Origin of the sequence: Rhizobium sophoriradicis (genome assembly GCF_003939025.1) — a bacterium.
GTDB lineage: Bacteria > Pseudomonadota > Alphaproteobacteria > Rhizobiales > Rhizobiaceae > Rhizobium > Rhizobium sophoriradicis.
Genome location: NZ_RQIH01000021.1, coordinates 59,097 through 76,536 on the forward strand (window position 1 = coordinate 59,097; position 17,440 = coordinate 76,536).

At 60.7% G+C, this 17,440-nt stretch carries 11 protein-coding genes; 8 read left to right on the plus strand and 3 right to left on the minus strand.

The window, feature by feature from the left end:
- Positions 1 to 32: 32 nt before the first annotated feature.
- The 8 genes from EFR00_RS28495 (at position 33) to EFR00_RS28530 (ending at position 14,859) form a co-directional block, all read left to right on the plus strand.
- On the plus strand, positions 33 to 788 hold the full coding sequence (locus tag EFR00_RS28495) for a multiubiquitin domain-containing protein (protein WP_077994957.1): 756 nt from the start codon (positions 33 to 35) through the stop codon (positions 786 to 788).
- The gene (locus tag EFR00_RS28500) at positions 763 to 1,935 is read left to right on the plus strand and encodes a ThiF family adenylyltransferase (protein ID WP_077994956.1); all 1,173 of its coding nucleotides are present in this window, start codon (positions 763 to 765) and stop codon (positions 1,933 to 1,935) included. The genes EFR00_RS28495 and EFR00_RS28500 overlap by 26 nt, the downstream gene beginning before the upstream one ends.
- The gene (locus EFR00_RS28505) at positions 1,932 to 2,375 is read left to right on the plus strand and encodes a ubiquitination-like system serine protease family protein (RefSeq protein WP_077994955.1); all 444 of its coding nucleotides are present in this window, start codon (positions 1,932 to 1,934) and stop codon (positions 2,373 to 2,375) included. Before EFR00_RS28500 ends, EFR00_RS28505 begins: the two co-directional genes overlap by 4 nt.
- A gap of 181 nt (positions 2,376 to 2,556) precedes the next feature.
- A complete protein-coding gene (locus tag EFR00_RS28510; protein WP_077994954.1) occupies positions 2,557 to 5,211 on the plus strand; it encodes a PD-(D/E)XK nuclease family protein in 2,655 nt (884 codons plus the stop codon).
- The gene (locus EFR00_RS28515) at positions 5,211 to 8,609 is read left to right on the plus strand and encodes a UvrD-helicase domain-containing protein (protein WP_077994953.1); all 3,399 of its coding nucleotides are present in this window, start codon (positions 5,211 to 5,213) and stop codon (positions 8,607 to 8,609) included. Before EFR00_RS28510 ends, EFR00_RS28515 begins: the two co-directional genes overlap by 1 nt.
- Before the next feature lie 112 nt (positions 8,610 to 8,721).
- The gene (locus tag EFR00_RS28520) at positions 8,722 to 9,888 is read left to right on the plus strand and encodes a DUF6361 family protein (RefSeq protein ID WP_077994952.1); all 1,167 of its coding nucleotides are present in this window, start codon (positions 8,722 to 8,724) and stop codon (positions 9,886 to 9,888) included.
- Positions 9,878 to 11,740 carry a phospholipase D family protein gene (locus EFR00_RS28525; protein WP_077994951.1) on the plus strand — a complete coding sequence of 621 codons (1,863 nt, stop codon included), beginning with the start codon at positions 9,878 to 9,880 and terminating at the stop codon, positions 11,738 to 11,740. Before EFR00_RS28520 ends, EFR00_RS28525 begins: the two co-directional genes overlap by 11 nt.
- A complete protein-coding gene (locus EFR00_RS28530; RefSeq protein WP_077994950.1) occupies positions 11,737 to 14,859 on the plus strand; it encodes a helicase-related protein in 3,123 nt (1,040 codons plus the stop codon). Before EFR00_RS28525 ends, EFR00_RS28530 begins: the two co-directional genes overlap by 4 nt.
- 77 nt (positions 14,860 to 14,936) lie before the next feature.
- On the opposite strand, the gene EFR00_RS28535 is transcribed toward EFR00_RS28530, so the two are convergent.
- The 3 genes from EFR00_RS28535 to trbG are packed head-to-tail and all read right to left on the minus strand — an operon-like array spanning position 14,937 to position 17,424.
- Complete coding sequence (locus EFR00_RS28535) at positions 14,937 to 15,191, minus strand: DUF2274 domain-containing protein (RefSeq protein ID WP_077994949.1); 255 nt, start codon at positions 15,189 to 15,191, stop codon at positions 14,937 to 14,939.
- A complete protein-coding gene (locus EFR00_RS28540; RefSeq protein ID WP_077994948.1) occupies positions 15,188 to 16,387 on the minus strand; it encodes a TraB/TrbI/VirB10 family type IV secretion system protein in 1,200 nt (399 codons plus the stop codon). Before EFR00_RS28540 ends, EFR00_RS28535 begins: the two co-directional genes overlap by 4 nt.
- Entirely contained in the window at positions 16,384 to 17,424 is a 1,041-nt protein-coding gene (gene trbG / locus EFR00_RS28545; RefSeq protein WP_077995000.1) for a P-type conjugative transfer protein TrbG, read from the minus strand. Before trbG ends, EFR00_RS28540 begins: the two co-directional genes overlap by 4 nt.
- Positions 17,425 to 17,440 lie beyond the last annotated feature (16 nt).

Here is a 17,440-nt window from a genome sequence, read left to right on the forward strand (position 1 = left end):
GCCGCCACGGCGAAAACATAAGGACCCAATACATGACTACAAAAGAACTTCTTGATTATGACGATGTCGGAGACGCCCTGCGCGAAGGTCGGGCGCTTCGCCCGGCGCGGGGATATCGCTTTCTGCTCGCTGACGGCGATCTCAATTTTCAGCAGCGTCAGGTGAGCGATCCCGTGCCGCTCGGCCGCCAGGTGCTGGAGGCCGCATCTCTCGATCCTCGGCACGGCTATAGCCTCTTTGCGATCTTGCAATCGGGCGAATTCGAGGATGTGCGCTTGAACAAACCCTTCGACCTGCGCGAGCGTGGGGCCGAGCGTTTCATTGCTTTCCAGTCGGATCGCGAATTCAAGCTGACGCTGAACGATGACGAACTGCGCTGGGGCAAGCCCGTCATTAGCGGTGCTGTCCTTTATGGCCTGGCCAAGCCGGGAGACAGCGAGGCGGTATTCCTCGAGGTTCCGGGCGGTGAAGATCGCCTGATCGAACACGACGAGCTGATCGATCTGACCGGCGCCGGCATCGAGCGTTTCATCACCGCGCGCAAGCCGCCGGCGACCTTTGAAATCATCGTCAATTCGCGCCTTCGCACGGTAGACGCACAAACGGTCACGTTCGAGCAGGTCGTGCAGCTCGCCTTTCCGGGCCAGCATGAGCCGAATGTCGTTTTCTCGATGACTTATCGGCACGCGGCGTCAGCGCCTCATGCCGGAGAACTCGGGGCCGGCGGCTCTGTCGATGTCAAGAAGAAGGGCACGGTGTTTAATGTCACGCGCACTGTTCAATCGTAATCCGGACCTCAAGCGCCTGCTGGACGAAGGCTACTTCGTCCAGCAGCAGGGCGGCTATCTCGTCATGCGCGAGATCCCTTATATCGACGAGCGCCGACAGCTGCGCATCGGCACGTTGATCTCCAGCCTCACGCTCGCGGGCGATCAGACGCGTACGCCCGATACGCATGTCGTCCACTGGGACGGTGATTTTCCATGCCATGCCAATGGCGTTCGAATTCAAGGGATTTCGCACGCGAGCGGCGCCTTCAACCTCGGCCACGGCTTGAAGGCGACGCACAGCTTCTCGAGCAAGCCGGAAGGCGGCTACGCGGACTACCACCACAAGATGACGAGCTACGCGAACATCATCGCGGGCCCTGCGGCAGTGCTGAAACCCGGTTCGACCGCACGTACCTTTCGCGAGCCCGAACAGGAGGAAGAGAGCGTCTTCAACTATGTCGAGACTGCCTCCGACCGCGTTGGTATCGGCGCGCTGACCGGACGGCTCGTCGACGAGCGCATCGCAATTATCGGGCTCGGCGGCACTGGCGGCTACATTCTCGACCTCGTCGCGAAAACACCGGTTTGCGAAATCCGGATATTCGACAGCGATGAGTTTCTGACCCACAACGCGTTCCGCGCGCCAGGCGCTCCGAGCCTGGACGAGCTCCGAGAAGCGCCCAAGAAGGTTGAATATCTGAAGCGCATTTATAGCCGCATGCACCGCAACATCGTGGCGAACGATGTCGCTCTGAACGCTGACAACCTTCACCTTCTCGACGGCGTGACCTTTGCGTTCCTGTCCCTTGATGCGGGTGAGGCGAAGCGGTCGATCGTGGAGAAACTCCATACAATCGGAGCCGGGTTTGTCGATGTCGGCATGGGGCTTGAGCTCGAAGAAGGGTCGCTGGGCGGCATACTGCGGGTGACCGCCAGCACGCCCGAGAAGCGGGATCACGTGCCGCAGCGCATTTCCTTTGTGGGCGGCGGCGCCAAGGACATCTACGCCTCCAACATCCAGGTGGCAGACTTCAACGCACTCAATGCCGTTCTCGCGGTGGTGAAGTGGAAGAAGATCCGCGGCTTCTATCGCGATCTCGAGCAGGAGCATCACTGCACCTACACGACCGACGGCAACATGCTGATCAACGGAGACCTCGCATGATAAGGCACCAAAGACTTGCGCATCGTTTTGTCGAGCATATCCCCGAGCGCCTTGAGGCAGGTGTCCTTTACGTGTCAATGGACTATGCGACGTCGGCCCACAGTTGTTGCTGTGGCTGCGGCGAGGAGGTGATCGTCCCCTTCACGCCGACGGACTGGAAGATGACGTTCGACGGCGAAACCATCTCGCTTCGTCCGTCGATTGGCAATTGGACGCTGAAGTGCCGGTCACACTATGTGATCGACCGAAGCAAGGTGATCGAAGCAGGCCCGTGGAGTGACGAGCAGATCGAGGCCGAGCGTCGTCGCGATAGCGCCGCCAAGGCCCGCTTCTACGGCCAGCCTTCAAAGGTCGAACCTTCTGCCCATCCCGCTCCGGCATCGCCCCAACGCAGTATCTGGCAACGGATCTGGGCGTGGATATCGGCACCTAAGCAATAAACCTGTGAGTTACATTGCGGCGCAAGCATATCGCGCCGAAGTGTACTTTCAAACCGTTGCTTGTACCTCGTAAGAAAGACCGTGCGGGCCCGAAAAGGCGGAAGGTTCGCGCGGTCCGACAGCACTGCGAAGCCGACCGGGAACAAACCACAACGGGGTTCGGCCAGGAAAGGAAACACCCATGACAACCGCAAGTCGGTCCACACTTGTCGTCCATGGCCGCCTCGCTATGCGGGAAGCCCGGCTTGCGGCAGCGCGCGACGGTCGCCACGGCCTCCAGATCATGTCTTTTGAGCAGGCGGCTGTGCGGCTTGCTGGCGGTTTCGCCCGCCCGATCGACGAGGAAAGTCTGCGCGCGGCAATTCAAACGGTTTTGCCAGATACCCCCATGGGCGAACTCGAAAGCATCAAGATGCTGCCGGGCATGATTGGCGCAGCCGCGGACACACTTCACAAGGCATGGCGCGCAGGCATCGAACTCGCAGTTCGGGCAGGTGAACATCCGCGCCTCGACGCCATTGCTGGGCTGGAGGCTGCAGTCCTTGCGCAACTCCCGGAAGGGATGATGCGCCCAGTCGATATTGTAGCCATTGCAAGCAGCCGTATTGCTCACGCACCGGCGATTTTCGGCGACATTGAAATCGTTGGGCTGACGGAACTGTCTCCGTGCTGGCGTCCGCTGGTCAAGCAGCTTGCCGATCAGATCCCGGTGCGATGGACGGCCGGCCCCCGCTCAGTCCCGGCCTGGTTGGGCGGTTGCGGCATCACCGTCGTCCAGGGCGAGGCTGAAGAGCCGGCGGTCCGTTCCATCAGTGCCGCCACCGCCTACCACGAAGCCATCGAGGCGATGCGCTGGGCGCGTGCGTTGCTCGCCTCGGGCATCTCTCCCTCCGAAATCGCCATCGCGACGGCTTCTCCGGCCGATTATGACGACCATTTCCTGGCGTTGCGCGGCGACGCCAATATCGACCTGCATTTCGTTCACGGCGTGCGCGCCGTCGCGACGCGCGAGGGACAGGCGGCCGCGGCACTTGCCGACATCGTCGTGCGCGGCCTCACGCAATCACGTCTGCGCCGCCTAGCATCGCTGTGTCGAGAATCGGCGCCTCTGTCTGGGCTTCCGGACGGGTGGCTGCGAGTCCTGCCGAGCGATGCGCCTTTGTCGACATCGGCCGCGTGGAGCCGTCTGCTTGCACGCCTCAGGCCGGACGACTGGCCCGATCGCACGGACCACGTACCGGCTTTGCGGGCGGTGGTCGAGATATTGGCAAAGGGACCGGATGCCGCGCAGGAGATAGGCGCTGCCTTCCTCACAGGCCGGGCGCTGTCCATCTGGCGAAAGGCGCTGCTTGCCGGGCCCGCCGCGTCCATCGACGTCACCCTCGATACATTGAAGCAAGATGACGGGCTGGAGGCCTGCGTGTCGGTCGCGTGGATGCCGGCAAGCGCGCTTGCCGCATCGCCCCGACAGTTCGTTCGGCTGATCGGTCTCAACTCGTCTCGTTGGCCGCGCGGGATTGCTGAAGACAGGCTGATACCAGATCATGTTATCCCGACTGCCGAGCTTGACCCTCTTCCCGTCAGCCTCGCCGATCGCAGGGATTTCGAAACAATCCTCGCGACCACCAGAGGTGAAGTCGTCCTCTCGCGCGCCCGTCGTGACAGCGATGGGCGTCTGCTGGGTCGCAGCCCGTTGTCGACCCTTCATGGCGACGAAATATATGTGCGTCGCAATGCAATCCCTCAGCATGCCTTCAGCGAAACCGACCGACTGATGGCTCGGCCGCAGGAGTTTGCCGCTGATCCTCAGGCGATCGGCTCCCGCAACTGCTGGCGAGACTGGCAGTCGACCGGCATCACCCCTCATGATGGCCTCATCCGACCTGATCATCCGCTCGTTCTTTCTGTGCTTGAGCGGACCCAGTCGGCCAGTTCGCTGAAAACCTTGCTGCGCAGCGCGCTCGGCTTTCTCTGGCGCTACGCTTTCGGCTGGAAGTCACCGCAGAGCAGCGCCGAGCCTCTCGTGCTCGACGCCCTTGCAGCGGGCGATCTCGTTCACCTCGTACTCGATCGCGCCTTGCGGAATCTCGAAACAGCCGGAGGGCTGGCTTCCGCCGATGCCTCTGCCATCGAGGGAGCCGTTAACGAGGCCGTGGAGGCGGTAGCACTCGATTGGGAAAGCGAACGCCCCATTCCCCCCAATGTCATATGGGGCCGAACACTCGCTGACGTGCGCCTTTTGGCTGGTCAGGCGCTTGCCTATGGCGACCCGCATCTGCCGGGCAGCCGCTCTTATGGCGAAGTGCCCTTCGGTGGCTCCGAACCCAAATCGGCGGCAGAGCTTCCATGGGATGCGAGCTTGCCCGTGACAATTCCGGACACCGGGTTTCGCATTGCCGGTTACATCGATCGGCTCGATGTTGCCGGCGACGGTAGCCGTGCGCTTGTTCGCGACTACAAGACCGGAAAGCCTCCCAAAGGCGAAATTCGGCTGAATGGAGGACGCGAACTCCAGCGCTGCCTCTACGCTTTCGCCGTGAAGGCGCTCTTGGGCGACCATGTCGCGATCAGCGCATCACTGCTTTATCCGCGCGAAGCGATCGACCTTCAGCTCGATGATCCAGAAGCGACGCTAGCGGAAATCATCCAGCATCTGCGGGCGGCGCGAAGTGCGTTCGCGAGTGGCGCCGCTCTGCCAGGTCCTGATACCGGCAGCGATTATGACGATCTCGCTTTCGCCTTGCCGGCGAATGCTAGCGCCACGTACTGCAAACGCAAGCAATCCGCCGCGACAGAGCGGCTTGGCGAAGTCGCTCAGGTCTGGGAGGCGGAATAATGAATACCATGCCAAGGATTCTCAAGGATGATGGCGCCCGGCGCGATGCCATCAGCGGACACGACCGTTCGATCCTGGTTGAGGCCGGCGCCGGTTCGGGCAAGACTGCCGTCATGGCGGGGCGCATTGCCGTCATGCTGGCGCAGGGTGTTGCACCGCGTGCTATTGCGGCAGTCACGTTCACGGAACTCGCCGCGAGTGAACTTCTTTCCCGCGTACGCGACTTCGTCACCGATCTCGCCGCAGGTCGCATCGCGCCCGAACTCCGCGTCGGGCTGCCGAACGGTCTGTCGCAAGCGCAACGCGATAATCTCATCATCGCGAGCGCGGCCATCGACGAGATCACCTGCTCGACCATCCACGGCTTCTGTCAGCGTCTGATCAAGCCCTACCCTGCCGACGCGGATATCGATCCCGGCGCCAGCGTCATGGACCGCAACCAGGCGGACCTCAACTTTCTAGAAACTGTCGATGACTGGCTCCGAGAACGCTTGTCGGGCGATCAGGGTGGGATCCTCGCCGAGATGGTGTTGCACAGTCCTGGCGAGACGGTTGCGCTCATGCACAAGATCGCCGAAGCGCTACGACGGCGCAGGAGCCTCGTCGCGCCAGCGGTAACACCGCTGCCCGAGCATTTGCAGGCATTTCGCCAGGCAGCCGATAGCCTCTCTGCCTTCATGCGAGCCGCCGGCGTCATTGAGCCGGAGACCGAGGTCTACGCGGCTCGCTTTTCCGAAATGGCTACGCGCCTGCCAACTGCAGCGCACGCATCAACGCCTGCAGGTCTCGTCGGATTATTGGTCTCACGCCCCCATCCTGATTTGTGCACCAAGGCTGGCGGCTTTTTATCCTATCGCAAGAAGGGCAAATGGGCCGCGGCCGCAAAGCAGGCGGGACTTTCCAAGGCCGACGGCGAGCGGCTGAATGATGCTGCGGAGGGCTCCTATGATGCCTGCTGCGCAGCATGGACCGCCCTTCTCCAGGCCGCGTCCAGCCAGGTGCTCGCGGCGCTGATCGATGAGGCACGGCCAATCTTGGTGCGCTATCGAGAGCACAAGCGCGCCAGCGCCCAGCTCGATTTCGACGACCTCATATATGCTGCACGTGATCTGCTGCGCGACCACGAGGCGGTACGGCAGGCGCTTGGACAGCGCTACGCCCGCGTCCTCGTCGACGAGTTTCAGGATACCGATCCCCTCCAAGCGGAAATCTTCTGGCGCTTGTGCGGCGATCCCGTGAACGACCAGCAGGATTGGACCAGCTTCCGAATTCGACCCGGCGCACTCTTCCTTGTCGGCGATCCGAAGCAGGCCATTTATCGCTTTCGCGGAGCGGACGTCGGTGCCTATGTTCAGGCGCGCGCGGCCTTCGCGACACAGGATGCGGACAGCCTGGTGTCAATCTCGACTAATTTCCGCTCTTGCGCCTCGATCCTGACATTCGTCAACGAGCGCTTCGAGGCGATTCTGTCAGCGGATGGCCAGCCCGGCTTCACGGCGCTCGATCCTTTCCACAATGATCGCGGCGAAAGCCTCTGCGTCGCCGCCCTCGACATTGCCGCCGCGGACGCAGACGGGAAGGCCAGTGCCGAACGGCAACGTGACGCGGAAGCCGACGCCGTGGCCGAGCTCTGCGCCCGGTTGATCGGCAGTCATCACATTCTCGACCGAAAAAGTGGTGAGGACCGGCTGTGTCAGCCTGGCGATATCGCTCTCCTTGCCCCGACCGGCGCGGATCTGTGGCGCTATGAAGAAGCATTGGAGCGGCGCGGCATTCCAGTGGCGACACAGGCTGGCAAGGGCCTTTTCCGCCGGCAGGAGATTCAGGATCTGATTGCGATCACCCGAGTGCTGGCCGATCGCCGGGACACTCTGGCACTGGGTGCGCTACTGCGCGGCCCACTTGTCGGGCTGAGCGAAGAAGAGCTGCTGGATATCAGCTGGACGCTGCCGCGCTCGGAGGACGAATCTGAACGAATCCCCCGTCTCGATCTTGGCGTCGATCCGGCAGCTATCGGTCATCTTCTAGCTCGCGATGTTATTCAAAAGCTGCAGGCGCTTCATCGGCGCAGCAACAGCACAACACCACACGCGCTTCTCTCGCAGGCCATAGATGTATTGCGGGTGCGTCCTATCCTCCTTGAACGGCACCGCGGTCAGGCGGAGCGCGCACTCGCCAATGTCGATCTCTATCTCAGTCTGTCGACGAACTATGCGGTCCGCGGCTTGCGGGCATTCTCCGAGGCGATGACGGCAGCGTGGACCGACGAGGCACGCGCCGTCGAGGGCCGGCCTGATGCTCAGGAAGAAGCCGTGGCGCTCTTCACCATGCACGCTGCCAAGGGTCTCGAATGGCCGGTGGTCATTCCAATCAACACTATGACCGGTGTGATGGCGCCGGACAGCGCGTTAATCGACCGGCAGAACGATACATTCTACTGCCCAATTCTCGGGGTCCAACCGTCAGGCTATGACGCCGCGCGGCAGGCAGAAAAGGACGAACTCGACCGCGAACGTGTCCGTCTCTGGTATGTCGCCGCGACCCGTGCCCGGGAGTTACTGGTTCTTCCGCGTATCGACGTGAGTCCTTCGAAGTCGGCGTGGATCAGTCTCGTCGACTTGTCGATCGCATCGCTTGCCGTGCTGGACGCGTCGCACTTGCCGCCAGATGCCGTGGTAGTTGACGGCGGCGTGAGCAACGGCCAGACGCGCGAGGCTTTCGCCACCGAGGCAGGCGCGATCACCGATCGGCAGACGCGCTTGACGTGGCTTGCCCCAAGCCGCGACGAGAACGCGGCCGGTACTGTGTTGCTGGAGGAGGAAGCCGACATCTGGGCCAGTTCGGACGATGAACCACCGACAGAGATCGAGGTTCTCGCCTCCGTGCAGGGTGGCCGCGAGCGCGGGCTCATCCTGCACAAGCTGATGGAAGAGGTTTTGACCGGCGAAACCAGCGCTGACGAAACCGCGCTTGTCACGCGCACCGAGACTCTGATCCGCGCGCTCGGCAAGATCCCTGTCGCAGATCCGGCCGCCGGGCTCGCCCCGAAGGAACTGGCAGGCTGCGTCAGCCGGACGCTTGCGCTGCCGGAAATCGCGTCCCTGCGGTCAAGCCTGCTCGCCGAGTTTCCTGTCTATGCTCTACGGGCTGAGGACGATGAAATAGTCGCAACGGCAGGCATCGCCGATGCTCTAACAGTCAACCGCGAGGGCCGCCCAATTGTAGTGGTCGATTGGAAGAGCGATGTGAACCCGGATCCAAAGACATTGGACCATTACCGCGGCCAGATTCACGCGTATCTCGAAATGACGGGCGCCGAGCTGGGCCTGATCGTGCTGATGACGAGCGCGACGGTAATCGTTGTCAACCCCGCAAAAGTGCCTTCGCCGCCATCCTGACGACGAGACCTCCATAGCCTGCAGAACACCTCATCGGCTTGTTTCGTAGCGGTGACGACCACCGCCGCAGGACCGAGCCGCCGGTTTAACTCACTGCCTAAGACGGATTTGCATGTCCTATCTCGCTTGGATTGATTTCGACCCGGACGAACGACGACGCGCTCAAACGCTCATCGATCTTTTCAAACAACCAGAAGCTCGCGACGAGCTCGGTTTGGGAACCGTGCGCGATGGCCTTGCCGATCTTCTTTTTCCCGGGACCAGCACTATCCAGACACGTCTGCGTTACATGCTGTTCATTCCTTGGACCTATTGCGAGGCGCAAAGACGCAAGGCAACGCAAGCAGAACGCACAAACATTGCTCGCGATCTGGAATTTCGTCTGAGCGAATCCCTGCTTCGCGGCGGTGAGACGATCGGTGTGATTGGTCGTGATGCGGGCCGAGACCTCAAGCGGCTTGCCTCAAGCGTGTACTGGGCGGGCCTCAATACCCTTGGCATCCGCACCATGATGGGTTCGCAGGCAACCTTCCTGTCTTATGGTCCCGAAAGTCTCAAGGATCACGACCTGAAGCTCTGGTCATCAAGCCTGCCGAAGCCGCCCGAAAATCTGTTTGAGGAGGCCACATTCGCTCTGACGCTGAAGGAAGCGGACTTTCTGCGAGACCGCATCGCCAGTAATGCAAAGTCAAGCCTGCTGAATGAACTGGCTCGCTCGGGAAAGCCGTTTAACCAGGATTGGCCATGGCAGGTGAGCGAGAGCACCATCTCAGAGTCAAATCGCGCGCTACTGCGACACGCAGAGCGGTTCTCTGGCGTGATGTATGGCGCAAGCCTGCTCTACAATCTCTTGTTAGCGCTACGTGCTGCTGAACGACCAAACGCAAAGAAGCACGCAGATGCTCCAGCGCTGATGGAGCATTACCGCTCGCGCCTTGACGACTGGAAGACGAAGCTGGAATTGCTGGACTTGAACAGCTGGGACCTTGACGATCTCTTTAGCCTGATTGGAACGACAAGCCACAGCCTAACGAAAGCATCCCGAGACTTTATCCGCGCGTGGGCATCCATAGCGCGAGACGGGACAGGGAATCTGGAAACGGACAGCTCCGCGATCGAGCTTCTCAGACATCGAGAACATGGCCTCAAGCGCTTGAAGGCGCGGCTTCTGCACGATGCGCCACTGGAGAGATGGTCGGGTGCCTCCGGCGATGCGCGTCTCGATTTCAGATGGGGTATTTCCAGAAACTACCTTGGAGAACTCGCCGATGCCGGCTGAACCCGCTTTTGACCCCGAAAATCGCCAGCTTTACACGGCGCTTATGCGGGCACCCGATCAATACCAGTTCGACAACGCCGTGGCGACGACCTACTCGCTTGACTTCGAAACAGCCCTCACCATTCCCATCACTATCGTTTTTCGAGATGCCGAGAACCGCGACGAGATGTTGCGAAGTCCACTGGCTTTGCTGCAAAGCGTTGAGCGAATGGCCGGCAGAATGGCCATCTATTGCGATAGAGGCCGCATCAAGGAGGCGCGGCCGAGTGCGGCGCGTCTGATGGCACTGTACGAGAAGACCATCATCGAAGTTTCCGCTCCTGGTGGCGGTGCGTTCCATCCCAAGCTTTGGTGCATTCGTTTCAAACCCGAGCGTGAGGGCCAGCCTACGCGCATCCGGCTTGCTGTTCTTTCCCGGAACCTGACCAATGATAGGTGCTGGGATTTGGCTCTCTGTCTCGACGGCAGGGTTCAAGAACATATCAATGATACCAATGAGCCGATTGTGCAGCTTCTTCGCGCCCTTCCCGGTTTGGCAAATTCGGCCACTCGTCCGGCGGCGCCAAAATTTCTTCCATCGCTATTGCGCGACCTCGAGCGCTGCACCTGGGAGGATCTCCCTGCAGGGGCGACCAAGGTTGGCTTCGCAGTCAATGGTCTGAGTTCAGGTGCATGGTCCCCGCAAAAGGGTGACCGCCTTGCCATCCTGTCGCCTTTCGTCAGCAGTGAGGCGCTTGCGCGACTCTCCCAAGGTTACGACCAACCCTCGGCCTGTCAGCTTGTCGCTCGCGCTGACGAACTGGACTGCATCAAGCCTGACGTTCGCAGTCTTTTTGAGATACAGACCCTCGATGACCGAGCGACGCGATATGAGGAAGAAGACCGTGACCACCCAGGTGCCGCCGATCTCGAAGGCCTGCATGCCAAGGCGTACGTCGTCGAACGTGGCTCGCGTCTGCACATCCACCTTGGCTCTGCCAACGCAACAACCGCCGCACTGGTGCCCGCACGCGGCGGGCGCACGCAAAACGTAGAAGTTATGGCGACCCTCGATGGTCCTAAAAGCCGCATGGGTTCTATTGCAGAGACACTGTATTCGGATGGGTTTCAGCGCCTTCTGACGCCCTATGTGCCGTCAGCGCCAATCGAGCAGGATGCTGCTGCGGTTGCTGAAAAGGTCCTGGAAAAATTGCGCACCAAGATCGCAGCACTACCGCTCGATCTCCACTGCACACCATCTGGTGAAGGCTTTGGCCTCGAACTGGCCATTGCCGGCAAAACGGTTCAGATCGAAATTCCATCGGGCGTGAAATGTTTTATTCGGCCGATCACGGTTGCGAATGAACAGGGCTACGACGCAGCACCCCTGCTTTCCGGTAGGACCCCGAGGATGGCTGTGAGCACTGTTCCATTGAGCGATGTCACACGTTGGTTGGGAATGCGGATCCGGGACGAGGAAACGGGCGTCGAGATTGCCTTTACTTTGGGCGCCCGGCTCGTTGGCCTGCCCGAAGGCCGTGACGCTGCAGTACTGCGGGCGCACATTGCCAATGTCGAGAATTTCTTCCGCTATCTGAGCATGCTTCTCGGAAGTTTGGGTGAAGGCAGTTTCCTGGAGAGCGACAAGGCGGGCGAAGGCCAGTGGCTTCGACGATTTGGTCAAGGTGGAAACGCGCTGCTGGAGCCAATGGTGCGGGCTCTTGCGCTCGCTAGCGACGAGCTTGCCGAGATCGAACGGCTCATCGACCACCTGGAAGACCCAGACACGGGCAAGAGCATCGTCCCCGAAGACTTCCTCAAGTTGTGGGCGAGCTTTGCGCCGCTCGTGACGACCATGGACACCCGAAAATGACCTACCAAGCAGACGAGCATCTGAAGCTGCTCAAGCCTTTTCAGCGAGCCACGGTCAACTATGTGTTTCGGCGTCTTTTCACTGACCCGCGCACCACGAGGCAGTTTCTCGTCGCCGATGAGGTCGGTCTTGGTAAGACCATGGTGGCACGAGGTGTCATTGCGAAAGCGATTGAAGAGCTGACGGGCAAGGTCGATCGTATCGACGTCGTTTACATTTGCTCAAATCAGGCGATCGCCGAGCAGAACATCAAGTCGCTCAACGTCATCGGCTCGGCGACAAAACCGTTGAATACCCGTCTCACCCTGCTTCCGCTCGAAATCGAGCAGGATGGCGGGATTGCCTCCCGACCAGTAAATCTCATCAGCCTCACCCCGGGAACGGCACTCGATCTCAAGTCATCGTTGGGTACCGCAAGGGAACGGGCCCTCATTTACGAGATGCTGAGGAAGAGACTCGGTATTCGGCATAGGGGCATACAGCGAGTCTTCCGTGGAGGTGTCGATGCGGAAAACTGGCCCGGCTGGACCGACTGGATGCGCGGCCAGGAAATCTCTGAAGAAATCGCCAAGAATTTTAACGCCGCCGTCGGAGATGAATTCATAGAGCGAATTCGTGCCGCCGCGGAGTTGGCGAGGAGCAAAAGAAATCCAAACTTCCCACCCGATCAGCGGCCGGCTGCCATGATTGGTGAGTTGCGCCGTATCCTGGCCCGGATTTGCGTTGATGCGCTAAGTCCGGACTTGATCATCCTCGACGAATTTCAGCGGTTTGCCGACCTGCTGCACGAGCACGATGAGCGGTCGGCGCCGGAAAAGGCAGCCGCGGCGGAGCTTGCCCGTGCTCTCTTTTCCTACTCCGGCGCCGACGGCTCGAAAGCCCGCCTGTTGCTACTATCAGCGACACCATACCGCATGCTGACATTGAATAGCGACGATCCGGAAGAGGGCGATCACTACAGTGACTTCTTGCGCACCATGCGCTTCTTGTTCGGGGAAGAAGATGGTGACGTGCGGATTAAGGAACTCGAACACGAGCTTAAAGGCTTCCGCCGTGCGTTGCAGGCAATGCCAGAAACAAGAGTTCACGTCCGAGCACAGCGTGACCGTGTACAGCAAATTCTGGGTGAGGTCATCGCTCGGACCGAGCGCGTGGATTCCACCGACGACCGCAATGCTCTGGTTAGGGAGAGCAAGCCAGAGCTGATGATCGAGACGGAGGATCTTAAGGAGGCGAAGGCTATTGCCCAGGTGGCGGCCATTGTCGGCGCGCCGGGTATCGTCGAGTATTGGAAGTCGTCGCCATACCTGCTCAATTTCATGCGTGAATACAAGCTTCGCCAGAAACTACAGACGCTGAAACTGCAGCCCTCCAGCGAACTGCGCAGCGCAATCAAGGCTGCTGCTCCGTTCCTGATCAGCAAGGAGCAGGTCGAGGGCTATGCTGAGATTCCGCTGAGGAACGCGAGAATGCGCGCGGTGGCCGACACAGCCTTCCAGCACGGACTTGATCGCGCGTTGTGGCTTCCGCCTTCTCGACCAACATACGGAGAGCAGGTCCCGGCCACGAAGTCGCTCATATTTTCAGACTGGTCGATGGTGCCGGACGCGATCGCTGCACTTCTCTCGCATGAAGCAAGCCGTCGCATGGGCATGACGAGCGATCTGGTTAGCCGCACCAGCCGCCCAATTGGCATCGAGGAGATGATGCCAATGCTCTGCCCCTCCCCCACACTGGCGGCGTGGATAGACCCCTTGGCAATGGAGCGTCGGTTTGGACGTGCGGCAAGCTATGAGGAGCTGCGCCGCCAGGCGGTTGAAGTGCTCACCGAGCACATCGACAAAGAACAACTATTGCGTCTGTCCGGAAGATCCGATCGACTCCTCCCGCTCAACCTGGAGGATGAGCTGGGTAGACGCGTGGACTGGAGCAGGGTGGGCGCCATCGAGCACGAAGGCCACGAGGAACATGGGGCAATGGCGCGCGCCATTGATGTGCTCACGAACGCGCTCGAAGCCGAAGAGCATTCCGACGATCAAGATGCCCGAGATGTCTACGACAAACTCGCAGACTTTGCCCTTGGATCACCAGCAACTTGTGCCCTTCGAGCACTTGGTCGCCTATGTCCGGAGCTACCATTAGACGATCCTGCTCTCGTCGGAGCGGCAGTCGCGATCGCTCTCGGCTTCCGGACTTTGTATAACCAGCCGGAAAGCCGGGCGTTGTTGGGAGAGACATCGCCCCTGAACTATTGGCGCCAGATCATTGCGCATGCCGCCGCGCACGATTTGTCCGCAGTCTTGGATGAATATCTCCAACTGGTCCTCGACGCTGAGCGCGGCGTCGAACTGCAAGCGGATAGACGCGCGGGACTGGTTGCTACCAAGGTCGTCGAAGTTGTTGCATTGCGGCCGGCTCAGATAACGCTGGATCACTGGACTGCCGGGCGCTCACGCTTGCACGACAAGACATTCGAGGTGCGAGCGCGTTTTGCGATGCGATTTGCGACAAAAGCGGAGGATGAAAAAGGTGTCCGCCGCACGACGCTCGTCCAAGCCGCCTTCAAATCCCCTTTCCGCCCGTTCGTACTGGCGACAACTTCGATTGGTCAAGAAGGCCTGGATTTCCATCCTTATTGTGCGCGGATCATTCACTGGAACCTGCCGCGTAATCCCGTCGACATTGAACAGCGCGAAGGCAGAGTCCATCGTTTTAAGAACCATGCTGTCCGTCGCAACATTGCTTTCAAGTTCGGCGAGTTCGCACTGAGCGAGGATGGTCGTGTCGCCCCTTGGGAGAACATGTTCGAGGCCGCCCGGCAGCGAGAGATCGCGCAGGGTCGCGCCGGCGATATCGTGCCGTTCTGGGTATACCCCGGCGACGAAAAAATTGAGCGCGTTGTGCTCATCCCCCCGTTTAGTAGAGAGGTCGAGCGCTACGAGAATTTGAAGAAGTCTCTGGCGACCTATCGATTGGCATTCGGTCAACCCCGCCAAGATGAGTTGATCAACCTGTTTTCAGGCTTCGAATATGATGTGGTCGCAGAACTGGCCGACCTACAAATTTCACTGAAGCCAGCGGGTGAACCAAATCTAACGGCTTCGTTCGCTGATGAATGAGCGGCCAAGACCAAGTCGATCTCATTTGTGGCTGTTTGAAGTCCAGGCACTACGGCAGCTCAAGCCGAAAGTTGACATTACGTGGCGGGATCTGCGTTATTCGGCTGCAGTGGGTAACTTCGCTTCGCCTTTTTGAAGTCCCTATCACTGGACATGAACCGGTCGATCATCGGCACGATCAGTCTGGCCGGATCAGGTGGTGACGCCTCGCCATTCGCCTTCGCCAGAATCGCCGCGTAGGCCTGCAAATCCCGAAACACCGCCGCCGGCAATTCCACGGTGACCTTTACAGGCTTATCATCCGGAAGCGCGGAGAGCTTGAGCTTGGTCATGTCGGCTCCCTCTTCGGACCGTAGGTCTGCATCACGAGATCCCTGTTGACGATAACGCGGACCGGGAAGCCTGGGCGAATGGTCAGCGTCGGCTGGATATTGAGCTGCCGGCTGACGATCTGCTGGCCGACATTCGACGCCGTGCCTTGCGCGCTTTCCCGGATCGCCTGCGCGATCTCGCTTTCCTCGTCGTCGCTGCCGATCTGCGTGCCGACACCGAGCAGCGTCGAAAGTGCCGCGGCCTTGAACAGCTGGCCCCAGTGATAGTCGACCTCGTCTTCGAGGCCTGAGAAGCCCTGCGGATCGGTGCCTTGCAGACGCTCGAGCACGATGGATGTGCCATCCGGCATGACGACGCGGTTCCAGACGAGGAGCACACCCGACTGCCCGAAGGCGACCTGGCTGTCATACTGGCCGATCAGGCGCGAGCCTTGCGGAATAAGGAGATGGGAGCCGGTTGGGCTGTCATAGACGTTTTCCGTCACCTGGGCGGTGATCGAGCCAGGAAGATCGGACTTGATGCCGGTAATGAGTGCCGCGGCGATCACGGACCCCGCCTGCAAGACATAGGGCGAGGCTTTCTCTTCGACCCGGTCAGGACTGACGGTTTGCCGGTCGGCTTCGGCATTAACGAAGGCGAGCTTGCGGTCCTGCATGTTCTGCGCCGCCCCGGCGTCGAGTGGCGGGACCGCATCCGGTTGCGTCAGCAAGGCATTTGGGTCGGTCGTGCTCTTTCGCGTATCGAGCGCCGGATTGTCGTCCGTGCGCTCGCCGCGGCTGTCGGTAAACAGCTTGGCGACGCGTGCCGCCTCGATCTCGGCCAGCCGGCGCTGTTCCTCCGGATCGGCGCGTGGCGTCTGGATCGATGGCACGACAACCGGCTTGCCCTCCTCCTGAGCCTTCAGGATCGGCTTGCCGAGATCGCCGGGAAGTGCGGGGCCGAGTTTCGGGATGCCGGTGTAGTCTTTCGGGAGGTTGGCTAGGCCATCCGCCGGCGTACGGTTTTCAGTGTTGTAGAGTTCGTCCGGCGTCTCTCTGTCGCGCCGGGCGGTGTCGAGGGAAAAGAACAGGGCCGCGGCGATGGCAAGGCTCGAAACGGCGCCAAGACCGATCAGAACTTTACGCGACAGGCGGGTGACACGCGGCGGCTCCGGCCTGAGCCGGAACTCCGCCTTGAGGTCGGAAGCACCGGTCATCGGCTTTTCTCCGCGGAAAACAGCGCCGTGCGGTTGGCAATCCGGCGGCCATCGGTTCGGACGATCCGCACACGGCGCTGGCTGTCCCTGTCGCCGAGCCGCAGTTCGGCCGCCGCGAACAGACGATCGACGACATAGTAGTTCTGCCGGGCGCGATAATTCACGAGCTCGGAATTGCCCGAGGCGCCGATGACGAAGAGCGGCGGCATTTCGCCCTGGGCGATGCCGGAGGGGAACTCGATATAGACTTTTGAGCCGTCGTCGAAGGCGCGCAGTGGCCGCCAGGGCGCAGCGTCGCCTTCGATCCGGTAGCGGAAATTGAGCTTCGAGATGTCGACACCGCTCGCCACGGCCTGCGTTTCCGCAGCGCGGCTGTTCTGACGCCGAAGCGCGATCAGTTGGTCGGCCGGATATTGCCAGGAGACTGAAGCCATGTAGGTCTTTTCCGTCGAGCGCAGTTCCAGATGATAGGTACGAAGGTTGGTGTTGATGACGAGATTGGTCTGCAGCTCGGATCGCGTCGGCTTGACCAGGATATGCACCTGCTTGGCCGCGCCGGTGCCACTTTCGGTATCGCCGATGATCCAACGCACCGTGTCGCCGGCGGCAACGGGGCCGGCGCCGACCAGCTCTTCGCCCGGCTGCAGCGCGATGTCGGTCACCTGGCCGGGTGCGGCATAGACCTGATAGAGCGCGCCGAGGGCGTAGGGATAGACCTGCACGGCATTGATGAAGCCATCACGGACTGGCTGCATGCGCGCCGCCTCGTTGGCGGCGACGATCCGCATCTTCGGATCGGAGGGTTCTTGCTTCTTCTTGCCGTCGTCGATCGGTTTCAGCTGACCGGGCAGCGGAAGCGGCTTCGCCAGTTCGACCACCTTCACCGGCCCGACCGGATCGGCAAGCTTCACCGCCGGAGCGGCATCGTCATAGTCGATCTCGGGCGGGATGTACTTTTTCGCGCAGCCGCCAAGCGCGGTGGCTGCGAGCAATGCCATCGCGAGCACAATGGCTCTTTTCGACCGGATCCTGTTCATGCTTGTTTCTGTTGCC